General features: G+C 44.6%; 17 protein-coding genes. 14 read left to right on the top strand and 3 right to left on the bottom strand.

Annotation, left to right across the window (positions count from 1 at the left end):
• Window positions 1-15 precede the first annotated feature (15 nt).
• The 4 genes from EFA47_RS11945 to EFA47_RS11930 are packed head-to-tail and all read left to right on the top strand — an operon-like array spanning window position 16 to window position 3,728.
• On the top strand, window positions 16-1,521 hold the full coding sequence (locus tag EFA47_RS11945) for a sugar ABC transporter ATP-binding protein (RefSeq protein WP_122643487.1): 1,506 nt from the start codon (window positions 16-18) through the stop codon (window positions 1,519-1,521).
• A gap of 49 nt (window positions 1,522-1,570) precedes the next feature.
• A complete protein-coding gene (locus EFA47_RS11940) occupies window positions 1,571-2,683 on the top strand; it encodes a sugar ABC transporter substrate-binding protein (protein WP_164689989.1) in 1,113 nt (370 codons plus the stop codon).
• 13 nt (window positions 2,684-2,696) lie between these two features.
• Entirely contained in the window at window positions 2,697-3,014 is a 318-nt protein-coding gene (locus EFA47_RS11935; protein WP_122644521.1) for an L-rhamnose mutarotase, read from the top strand.
• A 30-nt stretch (window positions 3,015-3,044) separates the two neighbouring features.
• Entirely contained in the window at window positions 3,045-3,728 is a 684-nt protein-coding gene (locus EFA47_RS11930; protein WP_122643485.1) for a D-lyxose/D-mannose family sugar isomerase, read from the top strand.
• An 89-nt stretch (window positions 3,729-3,817) separates the two neighbouring features.
• On the opposite strand, the gene EFA47_RS11925 is transcribed toward EFA47_RS11930, so the two are convergent.
• Window positions 3,818-4,306: a DUF5721 family protein gene (locus EFA47_RS11925; RefSeq protein WP_122643484.1), complete on the bottom strand. Its 489-nt coding sequence runs from the start codon at window positions 4,304-4,306 to the stop codon at window positions 3,818-3,820.
• Window positions 4,307-4,536: 230 nt separating this feature from the next.
• On the opposite strand from EFA47_RS11925, the gene EFA47_RS11920 reads away from it, so the two are divergent.
• The 8 genes from EFA47_RS11920 (at window position 4,537) to EFA47_RS11885 (ending at window position 14,398) form a co-directional block, all read left to right on the top strand.
• A complete protein-coding gene (locus tag EFA47_RS11920) occupies window positions 4,537-5,304 on the top strand; it encodes a GDSL-type esterase/lipase family protein (protein WP_122643483.1) in 768 nt (255 codons plus the stop codon).
• Window positions 5,301-5,825, top strand: coding sequence for a DUF4358 domain-containing protein (locus tag EFA47_RS11915; RefSeq protein ID WP_122643482.1), 525 nt, complete (start codon window positions 5,301-5,303; stop codon window positions 5,823-5,825). The genes EFA47_RS11920 and EFA47_RS11915 overlap by 4 nt, the downstream gene beginning before the upstream one ends.
• Window positions 5,826-5,853: 28 nt before the next feature.
• Entirely contained in the window at window positions 5,854-7,266 is a 1,413-nt protein-coding gene (locus EFA47_RS11910) for an MBOAT family O-acyltransferase (RefSeq protein ID WP_122643481.1), read from the top strand.
• A gap of 8 nt (window positions 7,267-7,274) precedes the next feature.
• Window positions 7,275-8,444 carry a DHHW family protein gene (locus EFA47_RS11905; RefSeq protein ID WP_122643480.1) on the top strand — a complete coding sequence of 390 codons (1,170 nt, stop codon included), beginning with the start codon at window positions 7,275-7,277 and terminating at the stop codon, window positions 8,442-8,444.
• On the top strand, window positions 8,428-9,174 hold the full coding sequence (locus EFA47_RS11900) for a pseudouridine synthase (protein ID WP_122643479.1): 747 nt from the start codon (window positions 8,428-8,430) through the stop codon (window positions 9,172-9,174). The genes EFA47_RS11905 and EFA47_RS11900 overlap by 17 nt, the downstream gene beginning before the upstream one ends.
• A gap of 22 nt (window positions 9,175-9,196) precedes the next feature.
• Window positions 9,197-11,167, top strand: coding sequence for an NAD-dependent DNA ligase LigA (gene ligA, locus EFA47_RS11895; protein WP_122643478.1), 1,971 nt, complete (start codon window positions 9,197-9,199; stop codon window positions 11,165-11,167).
• Window positions 11,168-11,325: 158 nt separating this feature from the next.
• A complete protein-coding gene (clpX, locus tag EFA47_RS11890; RefSeq protein WP_122644520.1) occupies window positions 11,326-12,795 on the top strand; it encodes an ATP-dependent Clp protease ATP-binding subunit ClpX in 1,470 nt (489 codons plus the stop codon).
• Between the two features lie 331 nt (window positions 12,796-13,126).
• Window positions 13,127-14,398, top strand: a complete 1,272-nt coding sequence (locus EFA47_RS11885) for a cation:proton antiporter (protein ID WP_122643477.1) — start codon at window positions 13,127-13,129, stop codon at window positions 14,396-14,398.
• A gap of 30 nt (window positions 14,399-14,428) precedes the next feature.
• Here EFA47_RS11885 and EFA47_RS11880 read toward each other — a convergent pair whose 3' ends face one another.
• Entirely contained in the window at window positions 14,429-16,132 is a 1,704-nt protein-coding gene (locus tag EFA47_RS11880) for a S8 family peptidase (protein WP_122643476.1), read from the bottom strand.
• Between the two features lie 140 nt (window positions 16,133-16,272).
• Between EFA47_RS11880 and EFA47_RS11875 the strand changes: the two genes are divergently transcribed.
• Together EFA47_RS11875 and EFA47_RS11870 are read left to right on the top strand one after the other, a co-directional pair.
• A complete protein-coding gene (locus EFA47_RS11875; protein ID WP_122643475.1) occupies window positions 16,273-17,106 on the top strand; it encodes a zinc-ribbon domain-containing protein in 834 nt (277 codons plus the stop codon).
• A 10-nt stretch (window positions 17,107-17,116) separates the two neighbouring features.
• Window positions 17,117-17,596, top strand: a complete 480-nt coding sequence (locus tag EFA47_RS11870; RefSeq protein ID WP_122643474.1) for a signal peptidase II — start codon at window positions 17,117-17,119, stop codon at window positions 17,594-17,596.
• On the opposite strand, the gene EFA47_RS11865 is transcribed toward EFA47_RS11870, so the two are convergent.
• Window positions 17,571-18,509, bottom strand: a complete 939-nt coding sequence (locus EFA47_RS11865; RefSeq protein WP_122643473.1) for a D-2-hydroxyacid dehydrogenase — start codon at window positions 18,507-18,509, stop codon at window positions 17,571-17,573. The two genes, EFA47_RS11870 and EFA47_RS11865, sit on opposite strands and share 26 nt — an antisense overlap.
• Between the last annotated feature and the right edge of the window lie 68 nt (window positions 18,510-18,577).

Here is an 18,577-nt window from a genome sequence, read left to right as displayed (position 1 = left end):
AAGTGGGGAATCATAATGTCAGACTATATTCTGGAACTGGAAAATATTACGAAGATTTTTCCGGGAGTGAAAGCTCTGGATCATGTTTCTTTCCGAATCAAAAAAGGAGAAGTCCATGCGCTTGTGGGGGAGAACGGGGCTGGGAAATCTACTCTGATTAACATTATCTCCGGGGTGTTCGAGCCCACGGAAGGAAAATTAAAGGTAGACGGAAAAGAGGAGAAAATAGGAAGTCCCGGGAAGGCGTTCGATCTTGGAATCGGCGTTGTCCATCAGGAGCGGAATCTGATTGATACATTTGACATCGCAGAAAATATCTGCTTTATGGATGTGTCAACGGGAAAAAAGAAATGGATAGATAAAAAGGAGATGAATATTAGGGCAGAAAAGGCGATGGAGAGAGTGGGACTAGACTTAGATCCCAAACAGAACATCGAGAAACTGACTTCAGGGAAGAAACAGATGCTTGAAATTGCGAGAGCGATGTGTATGGATTCCAAAGTACTTCTGCTGGACGAACCTACGGCGTCCATTTCGCTGACGGAAGCACAGATTCTTTTGGACACGGTAAAACAGCTGAAGAAAGAAGGAGTCTCGATTATCTATATCAGCCATAAACTGGAGGAGATATTTGAGATTGCCGATAGTATTACCGTTATCCGGGACGGAAAAAATGTAGGGGAAACACTTCCTGCGTCGGAGCTTGACAAAGACGGACTCATTGAATTGATGGTTGGCAGAAAGCACGAGACAGCTACATATGAGACACGTGATTTTTCCAATACCCCTGTCGTTCTGGAGGCGAAAGAGATACAGAGCAGGAAGAATCCCGTCCCGAAATCCTTTCATCTGAAAAAAGGTGAGATATTAGGCTGGTACGGACTGGTCGGCTCCGGGCGTACAGAGTGCGCCAGAGAAATCATTGGAATCGATCCGGTCAGAGAAGGACAGATTTTCCTGAACGGGAAAGCGGTGAAAATTGGAAGTTATGAAGAGGCGTTTGAAAAGTACCGGATTTGTTATATCTCCGAGAATCGGAAAGAGGAGGGTCTGTTTTTACAGCATAGCATCACAGACAATATCGGAATCATAGCGCTAAAACAGATCTGTAAAAAGGGCGGATTTGTTTCCTACAAAAAACAGAACGAGATTACGGAGACTTACCGGAAATCTCTCAGTATCAAGGCAAAGGACATCTTTGTGGAGACGGCGAGTCTCAGTGGTGGAAATCAGCAGAAGATCTGCATTGCAAAAGGACTGTGCGTGAATCCCAAAATTATGATTATCGATGAGCCGACAGTGGGGATTGATGTCAATACAAAGGGGGAGATTCACACATTGATCTATGAATTGTCAAAACAGGGCATCTCTGTAATCGTGATTTCATCGGATATGGGAGAACTTGTAAATCTTGCAGACCGGATTATTATATTTCGTGACAATGAGATCAAAGGGGAACTGAAAAATAATAAAGACTATGGAAGTATGAGCACAAAGGTCATGGGAAGTATTTTACTTTGATTTGCTATACGAAACAATGCAAATAAGACGAATAGAGAGGAGAAAGGTTATGAGAAAAAAAGCGATCAGTTTATTGGTTTGTGTATCTATGTTGACGGGGATTCTTGCAGGCTGCGGGAATGGGGGGAGTTCTTCCGGGGATACTTCTGCCAAAAAAGAACCGTCGGCTGCCTATGAGGAAAGTGTGTGGAAAGATGTGGTAGATTACGGTCCGGCAGAAGGAAAAAGTGAAAAAGATTATCAGTTCGGCGGTGTGTTTGGAGCTATCAATTCTTATAGCGATCCGATGCAGGGAGCGGCAGATGAAGCGGCCGAGGAATTGGGCATTTTAAAGACGGAATTTGACGCCCCGAAAGACTGGGTGCAGAACGACCAGAATACAATTCTGGACGGTCTGATTGCAAAAGGTCTGAAAGGAATTTATATGATGACATCGGATCCGGTAGCAGGAAATGAACAAATTTCCAAGATGGTTAGTTCCGGAGTTCCAGTGGTATGTGTGGGAGGCTCTCCGGATACCCCTTCCCAGGCAACACTGACACTTGCGACAGATGTCTATCAGGCAGCATATGACGGAACGATTAACCTGATTGAAGCGATGGGAAAGAAAGGCGGAGTGGTTGGACTTTGTGGTGCGGTGACGGACACAAACACACAGCAGCGTATGCAGGCAATCGAAGATGCATGCAATGAATACGATGAGGTAGAACTGGTACAGATCATTGGGGACATCGATGATTCGGAAGCGTCCATGACAGCAATCGAAAATATTTTGGCAGCGAAAGGCAACCAAATCAAGGGGTTTATCAGTACGGCATATTATCCTTCGGTTTCCCTTGCGAAAATTCTGGCGGACGAAAAGTACAGCGAAGTACATGCTATCGGATGTGATACCGATGAGGCAGTGTTGGACGGAATCAAGAGCGGTGCGTTAGACGGGACGATGGCACAGAATCCATGGGGACAGGCATATCTGGCCACCGTTACTCTGAAGATGCTGACAGACGGTTGGACATACAAAGAAGATGAGGATTTCCTCATCGACTCCGGTTCTTTCTATATCACAAATGACAATGTGGATAAAGTAGAAGAGACACAGAAGGAGGCGACAATGGAAATGGCAGCAGTCTGGGCAGACCGTTTTAATGCTCCAGGAAAGTAAGAAAGGGGCAGCGATGAAACGGGTTGGAAGAATTGTAAAAGTTAAATTGGAAATGAAAGACCGGTACATAGAACTCCATGCAAATCCATGGTCGGAGGTGAGTAAGGCAATCTACGCATGTGGCATACGGAATTTTTCAATATTTGTCAAAGGAGAGATGCTGTTTTCATATTTTGAGTACATAGGGACAGACTACGAGGCAGATATGGAACGTCTCGATCATCTGACAAAGGACTGGCTGAAAGAGACAGATGCGTGTCAGACTCCGGTGGAGGATGCCGCAGACGATGAGCTATGGTGTGAGATGGAAACGATATTTTATCAACAGTAGAAAGACAGTAAAAGAAAGAAGGGTTATCCGATGAAACGTTCTGAGATAAATCGTGCAATAAAAACAGCGGAGGAGGCATTAGATAAGATTCAGTTTAAACTGCCGTCCTTTTCTAAATGGACGCCGCAAGAGTGGAAAGAAAAGAGGGAAAGAACCGGCCGGATTCGGAAGGTGATGCTGGGGTGGGATGTGACCGATTTTGGAAGTGATGATTTTGCCCATGTGGGTGCAGTCCTCTTTACGATCCGAAACGGGTACTTGTATGACCCTGATATCGGAGTGCCGTACTGTGAAAAGGTTATTGTGTTTGACAGCTCCGAAAAGCAAGTGATTCCGCTTCATTTTCATAACAATAAGACGGAGGACATCATTAACAGGGGCAATGGGATTATGGAAATCGAACTGTATAATTCCACAGCGGACGGCAAAGTCGATTATGAGACTCCTGTGAAAATCTTCATGGACGGTATGGAATATGAGACTGAGGCGGGAAAAATCGTGGAAATCATGCCGGGAAATAGTATCTCCCTGACTCCGGGAATCTATCACCGGTTCGGCGCTAAGAAAGGTGCGGGAAATCTCGTTGCGGGAGAAGTGTCCAAGATCAACGATGACAATCTGGACAATGTGTTTGCAGAAGAACAGAAACGATTTTCCGAAATAGAGGAAGACGAAGAAATTTTATATCCACTCTGTAACGAATGCGGAAAATAGGGACAAAATATTGGGCGCTGACAGCGGTTGTCAGCGCCCATATTGCATTCTATTTCATTGCAGGCTGTGCAAGGATATTTTTATGCCGCTTATCCTTCTACCTCATAGGCTATTTGTTTTTGTGAGAAAAATTTCTGGACCATTTTATCCCAGGCCTGTTCCAGAGATTTATCCATGGTAAAGGTTTTCATGGAAGTACCAGTAATACTCAGCAGATTACTTCCGTCATATTTTATGTTTAAATAGAGTCCTCCCACTGCCTCAGGCTGAAAATCCAGATGGTTCTGCTCAATTAGCCGGGTTATATTATGGGGGGATAAACTAAATATAAATTTGAAACTCAATGGGGTTTTTCGCCCTTTAATTAGTGTAAGGCAGTAGTCGCGCAGGGCCCTCCATGAAGAATACTCAGGAATCTCTTCTTCATCGGGGAAAAAAGCCTTCTGTGTGTAGCCGTCAATTGTAAATGTATTGAAAGTGACGATTTCCCCTTCAATAAAAAGAAAAGAATCAAAGGTTTCGGACAGCAGTAAATGTGACATGAAATCCTTGACGCTGGTGAGCCGCAGTGCAATCATATTATATAGAACCTCCGCAGAAAATACATACATTTTTAATAAACGAGAGTATTATAGCATACCATAGAGCTATCCTGCAATATAGGAGGACGGCCGTAGGCATATTTGGCGTATCCATAAGGGGACAGCAGTGATATAGTCCCTGCACGGGGCGGAAACATTGACTTTTTTTGGGAAAAAAAGTATGATAAGATGTACCCACAGGATAAGCGGAAAGGTCTGAAATATAAATGGTAAGAAAGAAAAGACGAAAACTGCTCATATACTGCTGTGCAGTCATTGCCCTTCTTCTCCTTGTGATTTTGACGGTTGAAGGTGTGGACAGTTTTAAGAACAGAAAACTAGATACATCTGAAGGACTAGCAGTTTTAAAGCAGGCGGAGTCCGGGGATGTAGTAAAAATAGAGAGTAAAATACAAAAGCTGGAGGAAAAGGATCAGGCGGACGCCCAAGAGGAGACTGGAGATACTGAAAAAAATTATAAAGCATTATTTGCAAATTCAGTAGTGATGGGGGATTCTATATCAGAAGCCCTCATAGAATATGATTTGCTGAATGCATCCAGTGTTTTGTCAAAGATCGGAGTGGAGATCGACGATTTGGATGAACAGATAGAAAAAGCAGAGAAACTGAATCCCCAGATTATTTTCCTTTCCTATGGGATGAATGATATCCTGGGGACAAATGGAGACACACAGTTATTTATTGAGCAGTATGATTCCCTGCTTAACACATTACAGAAAAAGCTGCCGGATACTAAGATTTTTGTGAATTCGATTCTTCCAGTCCAGGATAAAGAGGTAGAAGAGGAGCCGGTCTATGAAAAGCTGGACGAGTATAATAAGGCTCTTAGGGAACTGTGTGATAAGAGGCAGACTGCATTTATAGATCATACAGATTTGGTGTCAGATAGATATTATGAAGAGGACGGCGTGCATTTCAAAATATCTTTTTATCCATATTGGCTGAACCGTATGGCGGAGGTGGCTTCCTTATGACAAATTATAGTACCGGAAGAAGGGCGCTTCCCGGTAGGAAAAGCAGGAGGCAAAGACAGATTTCGGCAGTAAAATACCTTATACTGGCGGCTATAATTGCCTATATTGTATTACTGCTGCTATTTACTAGCGGAAGCACAAAATCTTTTTCAAAGGTTCAACGCTCTGTGGAGTCTGTTCTTGATACAGAAGTGCTCATCGAGACTGACGTACAGGGCCTGAAGCGTTATTACGGATTGAACAGTGCGGATTATGATGGCGTAATGCTTTACATTTCTGAGGCCAGCATGTCTGCTGAGGAGGTTCTCTTAATTAAGGTCAGGACAGAGGAGCAGGTGCAGAAGGTCAGGGCAGCAGTTGAAAAAAGGCTTGAGAACAGAAAGAATGATTTTTCGGGATATGCTCCCAAGCAGGCTCAGTTGATCGAGCAGGCCCAGTTGTCTGTCAGGGGGAAATATATATTTCTTGCTGTTTCATCAGAGGCGGAGCAGTATAAGGAGGCTTTCTCAAAGAGTTTATAAGTTACAGGAGAGGAAATAAAAAGAGAGCATGGTATTCAGCAGTATTACATTTTTATTTATTTTTCTGCCAGTTTTCCTGGCACTGTATTATATTGTTCCGCCTAATTTTAAAAATGCGGTTATGCTGGCAGCCAGCCTGATTTTTTATGCGTGGGGGGAGCCAGTATATATCCTATTGATGTTGTTATCCATTTTGCTGAATTATGTATGCGGGTTGGATATTGAGGAGAAAAGGCGGGTTCACCAACTGTGCAGGCGCAGCCTTATATTTGCAGTTTCTATTAATCTTTTACTGTTGGGATTTTTTAAATACTATGGATTTCTGCTGGATACAGTGAATGCTGTGCTTCCTGTAGATATCCCTTACAGAGAACTTCCCCTGCCCGTCGGGATATCATTTTATACATTCCAGGCTTTATCTTATATTATTGACGTTTATAGAGGGACTGTAAGGCCACAGAAAAATTTGATGTATTTTGCTCTCTACATCTCTATGTTTCCCCAGTTGATTGCCGGGCCTATTGTCCGCTATGTTGACATTGAGGCGCAGCTTAACCACCGTACGATGAATGTCAGGAAATTCGGGAGCGGGGCACAGTATTTTATTGTGGGGCTTGCAAAGAAAGTCATACTGGCAAACTCTGCAGGGCAGCTCTTTGAACAGATATTTGCACTGCAGCCAGGGCGCTTTTCCGTTCTGACGGCATGGATAGGGTGCGGGGCCTATGCATTTCAAATTTATTTTGATTTCAGTGGATATTCTGACATGGCAGTGGGGTTAGGCCGTATGTTTGGATTTGAGTTCAGGAAGAATTTTGAATATCCCTATATATCACGCAGCGTTACAGAATTCTGGCGAAGGTGGCATATCTCACTGGGCACGTGGTTCAGGGAGTATGTTTACATTCCCCTGGGGGGAAACAGGCATGGTGCGTCCAGGCAGATTAAAAACTTGCTGATTGTATGGATGCTGACAGGACTGTGGCATGGATCGGCCTGGAATTTTCTGTTCTGGGGGCTGTACTATGGAATTCTCCTTATTTTAGAGAAATTTGTCTGGGGAAGCGCTGTTGAAAGGATGTCTCCGGCGGTAGGGCATATATATACACTGATACTGGTTTTTATAGGCTGGGTGTTCTTTTTCAGCCCCAATATCGGCTATACATTTCAGTATATCAGCGCCATGTTCGGCCCAGGGGCTTCTGCCTTTATAGATAAGCAGGGAATGTTTTATATTTTGACAAACTGGCTGCTTCTTCTTCTGGCTATTCTGGGTTCGTCAAAGAGAGGCAGCAACGTGATCAGCCATATTATAGATAGTTTTAATACTGTCCGGACTAGAAAAGCTGCGGCAGGTGTTGTCTATATAGGGATTTTTCTTATTTCGATTGTATACATGGTCACAGAATCATTCAATCCATTTTTGTATTTTAGGTTTTAGGTGGGAAAATGAGAAGAAACAGGAGAAAAAAGAGAAGAGGCGCAGAAGGATTAATAGGCAAACTCTTTATTATCTTTCTGCTTTTATTTATAGTAGGTAATTTTCTGACTCCAGTTAAGTCTATATCAGAGGAAGAAAACCGTATGCTGACGCAGAAACCTGAAATAAGTATAGGCGGCTTGTTGTCCGGGGGGTATATGGAGGAGTATGAGAATTATCAGGCAGACCAATTTATTGGACGGAACTTCCTGAGGCGTGTGAAGGTAGCTTTAAACCGCCTGGGAGGCAGCCAGGAGGAGAATGGCGTCTTTATAGGAAAAGGCAGGCAGCTTTTGGAGGATATTGTAGTCCCTGATGAAGAAAGCCTGAAGAATAATCTGGATGCTATTCAAAAATTTTCTGACAAGTATGAGGATGTGCCAGTGAATATGATCCTTGTGCCAGATGCGGCAAATATACTGAGCGGTCAGCTGCCTTCCCTTGCCACAGTGGCAGACCAGAATGCTAATATTGGATATGTGAAAAAAAAGCTGGGGGATTCTGTACAGTGGGTGGATGCCGTAGGGGCGCTGGAGAAACATAAGGACGAAAAAATATATTATCTTACGGATAATCACTGGACGACCCTTGGCGCCTTTTACATGCTGGAGGAGGCTGCCGGAACTCTGGGCATTACTGCCGACCTTGCCAGCAGTTATGCTTCTTATCCAGTGACGGAAGGGTTTAATGGTACTCTGGCTGCAAAGAGCGGATGCCGGCTGAATGTAAAGGAGGAGATCGAGATATATGTCCCCTCTGAGGCAGATAATGATGTTGTTGTAAATTATGTGGATGAACAAGTGAAAACTACAACCCTCTATGACAGGGACAAACTAAAGACGAGAGATAAATATGCAGTATTTTTGGGAGGGAATACATCTCTCATTGATATAAAAACAATGTCCGCCGGACAAAAGCATCTGCTGGTATTAAAGGATTCCTATGCGAATTGCTTCGTTCCATTTCTGACACCATATTTCCGTGAGATTGTCATGGTGGACCCAAGATACTACAGTGGAAATATAGAGGATGTCATGGAAACATACCAGATAACGGATGTTTTAATTCTTTACAGCGGCAATACATTTTTTAGAGATAATAATATAAGCGGAGTGTTGGAGAGTGGGCAATCAGATTAAAACTCAATTTGAGCATAAAAATGGGCCGGTCAGGCTGAATAAGTATTTAAGCGAAGCGGGTATTTGTTCCAGGAGGGAGGCAGACCGCCTGATTCAGAGCGGCACTGTTACAGTGGAAGGAAAGCCGGCTGAGATGGGGATGCGCATATATCCAGGGCAGACAGTGAAAGTTGGCAGGAAAGTGGTGTCCCGGGGTGACGAGATGGTTGTACTGGCAGTAAATAAACCAGCAGGTATTGTATGCACAGAGGAACCCAGGGAGAGAAATAGTATTGTGCGTTTTTTAGACTATCCCGTAAGGATTACTTATGTAGGCAGGCTGGATAAGGACTCCAGGGGCCTCTTGCTGATGACCAATAATGGAGATATCATTAATAAAATAATGCGTGCAGCCAACAAGCATGAAAAAGAATATAAGGTGACAGTGGACAAGGAAGTGACAGGGCGTTTTCTGGAACAAATGGCAGCAGGCGTCCCTATATTGGATACGGTGACAAGGCCATGCCAGGTCCGGCAGATGGGAAAATATACATTTTCTATTATCCTGACTCAGGGACTGAACAGGCAGATACGCAGAATGTGTGAAGTCCTGGGATATCATGTAAAAGATCTGGTGAGGATCCGAATTATGAATATTAAATTGGGAAAGCTAAGAGAAGGTGAGTACCGTAAGCTTACAGATGCTGAGCTGGACTGCCTGTATGGGCAGATTAAAGATTCATCTAATTAATGACAGGAGAGTATAAATATATATGGCAGATAAGAAGAAAAGGATGCAGAATCTGGTAGAGATTCTGAACCGGGCACGGCGTGCTTATGAGCAGGAAGACCACGAAATCATGAGTAATTTTGAGTATGATAAATTATATGATGAACTTTTGGGACTGGAACAGGAATTGGGAACAACTCTTGCCTCCAGTCCTACCGTTAATGTGGGATATGAAGTGCTAAGTGAACTCCCCAAGGAGAGACATGAACGCCCCATGCTCTCTCTGGATAAAACGAAGGAAGTGTCACAGCTGAAAGAGTTTCTTGGCGCCCAAAAGGCTGTCATCTCCTGGAAGCTGGACGGCCTGACGATTGTACTGACCTACCAGGGAGGACAGCTTGAGAAGGCTGTCACTAGGGGAAACGGCGAAATAGGGGAGGTGATTACCAACAATGCAAAAGTATTTAAGAACCTTCCCCTCCATATTCCTTATAGGGGAGAATTGGTACTCCGTGGGGAAGCGGTGATAGGATATAAAGATTTTGAAAAGATAAATGCAGAGATAGAGGACGTGGATGCCCGTTATAAAAATCCGAGAAACCTCTGCAGCGGCTCTGTGCGGCAGTTAAACAATGAAATCACAGCCCAAAGAAATGTCCGGTTTTTTGCATTTACTCTGGTAAGTGCAGAAGGGGAGGGATTTTCTAACTCCAGATATGAACAGCTTGGCTGGCTGGAGAGACAGGGTTTTGAGGTGGTTGAGCACAGGCTTGTTACTGCGGAAACTGTAGAAGATGAGGTGATACAGTTCGAACAGAAAATTGCAGACAATGACTTCCCTTCCGACGGGTTAGTGCTTACCTATGATGATATTGCCTATGGCCAGTCTCTTGGGGCTACATCAAAATTTCCCAGAGACTCATTTGCATTTAAATGGGCAGATGAAATTAAAGAAACCAGGCTTTTGGAAATTGAATGGAGTCCTTCACGTACCGGCCTGATTAATCCGGTGGCTATTTTTGAACCCGTGGATCTGGAAGGCACAACAGTCAGCCGTGCAAGCGTCCATAATATCAGCATCATGGAAGATCTGGAGCTGGGGGTGGGAGATCAAATCCAGGTCTACAAGGCCAATATGATTATTCCTCAGATAGCGGAAAACTTGACACGCAGCGGAGTGAAGGACATTCCCACGGAATGTCCTGTGTGCGGGGGAAGGACAAAGATTTCCATGGAAAATGATACAAAAACATTATACTGTACAAATCCCCAGTGCCAGGCGAAACAGCTAAAATCTTTTGCGCTGTTTGTCAGCAGGGATGCCATGAATATTGAGGGACTTTCAGAGGCCACTTTGGAAAAGTTTATAGTCAGAGGTTTTGTCAAAGATTTTACAGATATTTTTCACCTGGAGCGCTATGGAGAAGAGATTAAGGACATGGAAGGGTTTGGGGAAAAATCTTATGAGAATCTTTTGAACAGTATAGAAAATGCCAGGAATACAACACTTCCCAAGCTTGTATACAGTCTTGGGATAGCAAATATAGGACTAGCCAATGCAAAGGTCATATGTAAGGCGCTGGATTATGCCCCAGAGCGCTTTTTCGATGTAACTGTTGAGGAGCTGAGCGAAATCTCAGGGGTGGGCGGAGTGATTGCAGGGACATTCACGGATTACTTTTCTGATGAAAACCACCGGGAGATATTCACTAGGCTTTTACAGGAGGTCCACATCCCTAAGGAGGAAATATCCGGAGAAGGGGGGATCCTTGAGAATATGAATTTTGTGATCACAGGCAGTGTAGAGCATTATGCCAACCGGAATGAAGTCAAGGCGGTAATCGAGGAAAACGGAGGCAAAGTGACGGGAACGGTCACTTCGAAAACAAACTATTTGATTAATAATGATATACATTCAAAGTCTTCTAAAAATAAAAAAGCAGCTGAACTTGGTGTGCCAATTATTTCCGAACAGGATTTTCTGGAGATGTTAAAGGGCAAGGCGGCAGACTAGCCTGCTGTCTGCCGCCGCTTATATGGCAGGCTGCAGATGGGGCATAAATGGGCCTGGCCCGGCTGGAAGAGGGCAGGCGCTTTAGAAAAAGTTCATTTGTATATAGAAAAAAACTGCGCTATAATGAAATAAGCAATGTAGCGAAAGAAGGGAGAGTTATGTCGGATAAAGATTTTATTATAATAGATGAATTAAATACTACAGAAGATGAGCAAAAGCACGAAGAGGGCCAGCCTAAGGAACAGAAGAATACTCCCGCTGCCGTGGAGGAGGGTAAGGATGAGGATGGATATGAAAAATATTGCCTGATCTGCCACCGCCCGGAGAGTACCGCAGGCAAGATGATAGACCTGCCGAACAACATCACAGTATGTTCAGACTGTATGCAGAAGAGTTTTGACGCAATGACCAATGGATCTATAGATTACAGCAGGCTTATGAATATGCCTGGAGTCCAGTTCCTGAATATGGCGGATTTAGAAAATATGGCTCCTAAAAGCCAGAAAATTAAAAAGAAAAAAGAGAAGCCAAAAGAGTTCCATAAGCTGGATATTAAAGATATACCTGCACCCCATAAAATAAAAGCCAGGCTGGATGAATATGTGGTGGGACAGGAATATGCTAAGAAGGCCATGTCAGTAGCCGTGTATAACCATTATAAAAGAGTGGCCACAGATACAATGGATGATATTGAGATTGAGAAATCCAATATGCTTATGATAGGGCCCACAGGAAGCGGTAAAACATATTTGGTCAAGACGTTGGCTAGATTGTTGGATGTACCCCTTGCCATTACAGATGCGACCTCCTTAACAGAGGCAGGCTACATAGGAGATGATATTGAAAGTGTGGTTTCTAAACTGCTGGCTGCGGCAGACAATGATGTGGAGAGAGCCGAGCAGGGAATTATCTTTATAGATGAAATCGATAAGATTGCCAAGAAGAAGAACTCCAGCCAGAGAGATGTGAGCGGTGAATCCGTGCAGCAGGGCCTTTTAAAGCTGCTGGAGGGCAGCGAGGTGGAAGTGCCTGTAGGGGCGAACAGTAAGAATGCCATGGTACCCCTGACTACTGTTAATACAAAGAACATATTGTTTATATGCGGAGGGGCGTTCCCTGACCTGGAGGAGATAATAAAGGAAAGGCTTTCTAAAAAGACCTCTATGGGTTTTAATTCAGAGCTAAAGGATAAGTATCAGAATGATAAAGAAATCTTATCCCAGGTAACAGTGGAGGATCTCAGGACTTTTGGCATGATACCGGAATTCATTGGACGGCTGCCGATTATCTTTACCTTACAGGGACTTGATAAGGACATGCTGGTGAAGATTCTGAAAGAGCCAAGAAATGCAATCCTAAAGCAGTACAAAAAGCTGCTGGCCTTAGATGAGGTCAACTTGGAATTTGACGGCGGGGCATTGGAGGCCATTGCGGAAAAGGCAATGAAGAAAGATACTGGAGCCAGGGCGCTCCGTGCAATTATTGAAGAGTTTATGCTGGATATTATGTATGAAATTCCCAAAGATGACGGCATTGGACAAGTGACAATAACAAGAGAATATATTGAAGGGACAGGCGGCCCCCTCATTGAGCTGAGAGGCCAGGAGGTACCGCGCCTGCCGTCCTGATAATATGGCAGCAGTTAGGCTTGTAAAGGCCGGACTGCTGCTTTATAATTACCCAGGAAATCCAACAGAATTTCCTGGGTAATTATAAAGCACTCCGTGCTGGATTGCACTGGCAGAGTGGGATTATATCGCTCATGGAACCCGCCGCAGGCGGAGAATCCTGCTGTTGCGGAATTCTTTCTTACTTATTGATGGCCTCTTCTTTCCGGCAGTCTTTTTCTTTGACAAGATTTTGTCAAAAATAGAGTGAAATGCTTGTAAATTTTAGTAGGTAGGTGTATTCTGATAATTGTTTGAATAGCCAGACTAAGGAAAGAGGAGCGGGACGGATATGGACAGTTATAGTTATTTATTGGATTTGGCAATCATTTTACTATCTACAAAGGTGCTGGGACTCTTGACAAAGAAAGTACAGATGCCCCAGGTGGTGGGGGCACTTTTAGCAGGGTTAATTCTGGGCCCGGCAGGGGCGGGGATTCTCAGCGAGACTTCATTCTTACATGAAGTGGCAGAGATTGGTGTTATAGTCCTGATGTTCTGCGCAGGCATGGAGACAGATATTAAGGAGCTGAAGGCCAGTGGTAAGGCATCTTTTGTGATTGCACTTTGTGGCGTGATTGTGCCTCTTGCCGGGGGATATGGGGCGGCATACTTTTTTAACAGGCCGGATATGATTGCCTCAGATGCCGGCGCCAGCGTGTTTCTGCAGAATATTTTTATCGGTGTTATTTTGACGGCCACATCTGTGAGTATCACGGTGGAGACACTTAAAGAATTGGGGAAGCTGAAAACGCGTTCAGGGAATGCAATACTTGGGGCTGCTATTATAGATGATATTCTTGGGATTATTGCCTTAACAATTGTGACCAGTATGGCGGATTCGTCAGTCAAGATAGGGACCGTCATGCTCAAAATCTTAGGCTTCTTTGCATTTGCAGGGGTGGTCGGGTTTTTGTTTTACAGATTGTATAAAAACTGGGTGGACACAGCAAAAAAGGAACTGCACCGCCACACAATTATCGCATTTGTTTTCTGCCTGCTGATGTCTTATATCGCAGAAGTAGTATTTGGTGTGGCGGATATCACAGGTGCCTTTATAGCCGGATTAATTATTTCTAATGTCAGACGTTCTACTTATTTGCAAAGCAAATTTGACACTATTTCATATTTGCTTTTGTCGCCAGTATTTTTTGCCAGTATTGGCCTGAAAGTTGTATTGCCTGAAATGTCCTCAGCCATTATTTGGTTTTCCGTGGTTCTGACTATTGTAGCTATTCTGACGAAAGTGGTGGGGTGCGGAGTTGGAGCAAAGCTGTGTAAATATCAAAACTATCAGGCTAAACGTATCGGCGTGGGAATGATCTCCAGGGGTGAGGTGGCGCTGATCGTGGCAAGTAAAGGGGCTGCCCTGGGACTGCTTAGTTCAGCTTTCTTAGGCCCTGTCATTATTGTCGTAGTAATGACCACAATTATCACCCCTGTCATGCTGAAATTGGTGTTTAAACAGGGAACCGCAGCAACTGCAGAGCAGTTAGTGCCTGAGGGCGAGAGGGTTACAAGTTATTACGAGAATGCAAATGAAATACGGGGGGAAGGGCGCTGACGCAGGCTGGTTTCCCAGGTTTAAAGTGCTTCAGAAATTTCTGGATTCTTCGAAGGTGTTATACAAGTTTAGCTGCCCGTATCCCCATTCTCTGTTTGGGAAAGTCATAGATGGAGGGCGGACAGCTCCCAGAATAAACAGGCTTTTAATCTGATATGCATCTATGCCGGGGGTTCCCAGCTGGTAGATTACCCATTCCATGAGAAGGGCTGCTGCGCCTGATGTAATACCAGCGGAGATACTGGAGCCTGAGCGTATGGCAAACCGGCCTCCTGGCAAGGCCCCTTTGACTTGGATGCCAGGAGCGGTTATATCAGGGTTAATCTGTTCATCCCGCGTATAACCCCTCCCCGAACTTAGGGCAATGCCGTTATTGCTTCCATCATAGTAGGAAACTACAATCGTACTTTTTGTGTTAGAGGGATTCATCAGTGTGTAGTAGGGATTAGAGTTCAGAAAGTAAACTTCCCCGTCCAAAAATTCGGTCTGGGGCAGCCAGATATGGTACAGGCCGCTGATGACGCGGATGGGTTCGATGACTAGTTTCCATATTCCCGGAGCCGGGTCACTGAAGCGGAAGAAAACCAATTCTGAAGTGCTGCGCTCCACAATAAAACGGTAGTTGACGGTGACTTTAGTTTTTTCAAATATAAAGTTAAATACGGATTCCGTATCAGAATTTATTGGGATTCTGGAGGTGGTTTCACCTGATGGAGAAATAATAGACAGGGAAAGGATATTTGGAATATCTGCCCACAGCTCCATAGTAAAACCATCTATATTTTCCCCCACCCTGACTTCCACTGTATCCGTGCTGGAAGACGTGTTGATTTCATGGGAGTAGTGATGTCTCTGATCTGCCTCATTGCCCACACCTATTACGGGAATGCGGTTGGCAGCAGTGCTGTAGCGCTCCAGTACTGTAGGAAGGGGCAGCATGCCGGTATGGCCCCCCATATTTGTCCCCAGGGCCATGCATATAACAAGAGGCAAATTATGTTGGGCAGCCAGTTCATTGAGGTAACAAAGTCCAAGGAGAATGTCTGTTTCCTGGTAACAGGGGACGGAATTTGGAATGTAATAATAGTCCCTGAGATATTGCTTTGCCTGCTTAAGGCGTACAACTGCCAGGGTTGATTCTGGGGCGGCCCCAAGGAAGTCTTCTTCTGGCACTCCACTTCCTGCTGCTATGCTGGCCAGGAAAGTACCGTGCCCGATATCATCCTGGGTGGGGATGAGCGCAGCCGGATTTTCAAGCTTCAGTGCATCATTCAGCATATCCATCGTATACTCACTCCCGTAGGAGAACCCCTGGGGCGGTTCCCCGGATTGAATGGTCTGATCCCAGATACCTGCAATTCGTGTAGTGCCGTCAATGTTCCGAAAAATAGAGTTCTCGTAGTCAATACCTGTGTCAATAAATCCGATCATCACGTTTTTTCCCTTGAGCTGCAGAGTAGGATAGTTCTGTATGGGCAGAATCCCAGCCTGATTCAGTGATTCCATACTCAGGAGAGAATAGCATCTGGGGATAGAACTGTAATAAAACCGGTTCAGGCTGACAGGGTCGGCCATAACTTTTGAAATATAAATACAGCGGTATCCGTAGTCTGCATATTGTTCACATAGCTGATCGTCTGAAATGCCATTGAGTGTAAATGGCCTTGTGTCAGAGACAATGAAGTCCCGATAATCTTCTGATAAAATCCGTTCTTTACATATATTAGAATCCATAAAAATATCCATTTTATTTTTTATAATCAGTATATGAATCCAATGAAAGATTTATAATATATCTTAAATAAAAAGGAAAGCGGTTGAAGTTGGCAGTTAATGGGGTATAATAGATATAAAATGTGAAGGGAGACACAGGCATGAAAACATTTTTTGAGGACTTAGGCAGAAAAATCGGAGAGACTGCCGAGACAGTAACAAATAGGGCAAGTGAGGCCGTTGAAGTACAGAGGATCAGGAACCAAATCAGAAGTCTTGAGAGAGGAAATGAAAGGGATTACATGGATTTGGGCAGGATTGTTTATCGGTACTACAAAGACGGCGGAGATGTGGGCGAAGAGGCAGAAAGCTATTGCCAGGCTGTGAAAGACAGGAAAGAGACTATTCTTGAGTATGAAAAGGAGGCAGCGGAGATTAAGGGAAATACAAGATGTAAAGATTGCGGGCAGTCCGTTGCAAAGGATATGGTTTACTGTCCATACTGCGGCACAAAGGTAACTGAGGGCCAGGGTGACGGGAGCTTTTCAAAGGAGGCTAGGAAAATGGCGGAAGATATGGAGGGACATGTCAGGGAAACAGCCGAGGCAGTGGCTGACACGGTAAAGGAGAAAGCTGGGGATGTGGCTGAGAAGGCACAGGAAGCAGCAGGTAAAATGAAGGATAGGACTGAGGAGGCTGCCAGCAGGGTAATAGATAAGACAGAAGAAGCAGCTGACAGAATGTGGGATAAAACTGCCAGTGCAGCGGATACTGTGAGGGATAAAGCAGCAGAGACAGCAGATATGATGAGAGACAGGGTTTCGGGAGCAGCAGATACGGTAAAGGAGAAAGCAGCAGAAACAGCAGACACTATGAAAGAAAAGACGGCAGACCTGGCGGAATCTATGAAAGAAAAGGCAGCTGACGCGGCAGAGACAGTAAAAGAAAAAGCAGAAAAACTGGAAGAGAAAATGAAAGGGTTTACGCAGGAGTAGGGGGACTATTATGGCAATACTGATTTTAATGAGCCTGACACTTTGTCTCACCCTGCTTGATATTGTGATTAAATCGCTGATAGAAGGGGCAATAGAAGAGGGGGAAGAGCGAAGGATACTCGGCGGCCGGGCCATGATCCGCAAAGTATATAACAAAGGGATGACTCTGAATCTGCTGGAAGGGCGTCCTGAGACTGTCAGGCTTCTGTCTGCCCTTGTGACGATGGTCATTACTATTTATCAGTTGTTTACCTTGATGAGAAGAGGGATGCGGCTTAAAAAGGCAGGCTTGTCCCTGATGACTGCAGGGGCCTGGAGCAATACATTTGACAGATGGGTGAGAGGATATGTAATCGATTATGTAGGGTTTAAGACTAAATGGGAAAAAATCACGCGAATTACGTATAATTTCGGTGATTTTTTCATTGTGGCAGGAAGCATACTTATGATGCTTTCCTCTATCTTTAAATCTGGGAGAAAAAGTCGCTGATTTGTCCTGCAATAATAGATATAAGCTGAGTTCTGGCTTCTATACTGGCCCAGCCAATATGTGGGGTGATGAAAAGGTTGGGGTTATCTATGAGATCAAGCAGCGGCGAGTCCTCTGACATTGGTTCCACGGCAAGCACGTCCAGGCCTGCAGCCGCGATCCAGTGATGCTTAAGTGCGGCTGCAAGTGCATCCTCTGCAACAATCTGTCCCCGGCCCAGATTCAGAAAGATTGTGTGTGGCCGCATTTGCCGGAAAGCCTGCTCATCCAGAAGGTTTTCAGTAAATTTATTGAGCGGTGCGTGGACGGAGATTATGTCTGAGCTGGCCAGCAGATCATGAAAACTGACCTGGTCATAGCCTGGCTGAGGAGGGGCGCCTGAGGGAGAACAATAGATGACCCGCGCACCAAACATCCTGGCAATATCAGCCACCCTGCGGCCAATGCTGCCCAGGCCAATAATCCCCCAGGTCATGGAGTTAAGCTGGTGGAATACCTGTTCAAAATGTGTGAAAAAGGTGTCGTTTACATAGCGCCTGCTTTTAACATACTGATCATAGTAAGGGAGTTTTTCCAAAAGATAAAAAAGCATGGCGAAGGTATGCTGGGCCACAGATTGTGTAGAATAACCGGCAACATTCCTCCAGGCGATGCCCCTTTCCTCTAAGTATTTTTTGTCTAAATTGTTAGTCCCGGTGGCGGTGACACAGACAAGTTTTAATTGGCCGGCAGTATGGATAGTCTGTTCATTTATCTGAACCTTGTTCAGGATGACCACATCAGCATCCCGCACCCGTTCGGGCACATCCTTGGCAGAGGAAAAGGGGTATTTAATTACTTCCCCCAGTTTGTCGAAGGGGGATAAGTCAAGATCCTCCCCTATAGTTTTAGCATCCAAAAATACAATTTTCATAGCATCCTCCTTTCCGTTTCCAGGTTTCAGGCTGGTTATGGTTTTATTATTCCTCAGTTTATGGGGGA

It is taken from the genome of Luxibacter massiliensis, from assembly GCF_900604355.1.
Lineage (GTDB): Bacteria > Bacillota > Clostridia > Lachnospirales > Lachnospiraceae > Luxibacter > Luxibacter massiliensis.
This window is presented reverse-complemented; position numbering and strand designations above follow the sequence as displayed.

Bases quoted from the DNA above. Each gene is read 5' to 3' on its own strand.
- EFA47_RS11945 (WP_122643487.1), top strand. From the start codon at position 16: ATGTCAGACTATATTCTGGAACTGGAAAATATTACGAAGATTTTTCCG.
- EFA47_RS11940 (WP_164689989.1), top strand. From the start codon at position 1,571: ATGAGAAAAAAAGCGATCAGTTTATTGGTTTGTGTATCTATGTTGACG.
- EFA47_RS11935 (WP_122644521.1), top strand. From the start codon at position 2,697: ATGAAACGGGTTGGAAGAATTGTAAAAGTTAAATTGGAAATGAAAGAC.
- EFA47_RS11930 (WP_122643485.1), top strand. From the start codon at position 3,045: ATGAAACGTTCTGAGATAAATCGTGCAATAAAAACAGCGGAGGAGGCA.
- EFA47_RS11925 (WP_122643484.1), bottom strand. From the start codon at position 4,306: ATGATTGCACTGCGGCTCACCAGCGTCAAGGATTTCATGTCACATTTA.
- EFA47_RS11920 (WP_122643483.1), top strand. From the start codon at position 4,537: ATGGTAAGAAAGAAAAGACGAAAACTGCTCATATACTGCTGTGCAGTC.
- EFA47_RS11915 (WP_122643482.1), top strand. From the start codon at position 5,301: ATGACAAATTATAGTACCGGAAGAAGGGCGCTTCCCGGTAGGAAAAGC.
- EFA47_RS11910 (WP_122643481.1), top strand. From the start codon at position 5,854: ATGGTATTCAGCAGTATTACATTTTTATTTATTTTTCTGCCAGTTTTC.
- EFA47_RS11905 (WP_122643480.1), top strand. From the start codon at position 7,275: ATGAGAAGAAACAGGAGAAAAAAGAGAAGAGGCGCAGAAGGATTAATA.
- ligA (WP_122643478.1), top strand. From the start codon at position 9,197: ATGGCAGATAAGAAGAAAAGGATGCAGAATCTGGTAGAGATTCTGAAC.
- clpX (WP_122644520.1), top strand. From the start codon at position 11,326: ATGTCGGATAAAGATTTTATTATAATAGATGAATTAAATACTACAGAA.
- EFA47_RS11885 (WP_122643477.1), top strand. From the start codon at position 13,127: ATGGACAGTTATAGTTATTTATTGGATTTGGCAATCATTTTACTATCT.
- EFA47_RS11880 (WP_122643476.1), bottom strand. From the start codon at position 16,132: ATGGATTCTAATATATGTAAAGAACGGATTTTATCAGAAGATTATCGG.
- EFA47_RS11875 (WP_122643475.1), top strand. From the start codon at position 16,273: ATGAAAACATTTTTTGAGGACTTAGGCAGAAAAATCGGAGAGACTGCC.
- EFA47_RS11870 (WP_122643474.1), top strand. From the start codon at position 17,117: ATGGCAATACTGATTTTAATGAGCCTGACACTTTGTCTCACCCTGCTT.
- EFA47_RS11865 (WP_122643473.1), bottom strand. From the start codon at position 18,509: ATGAAAATTGTATTTTTGGATGCTAAAACTATAGGGGAGGATCTTGAC.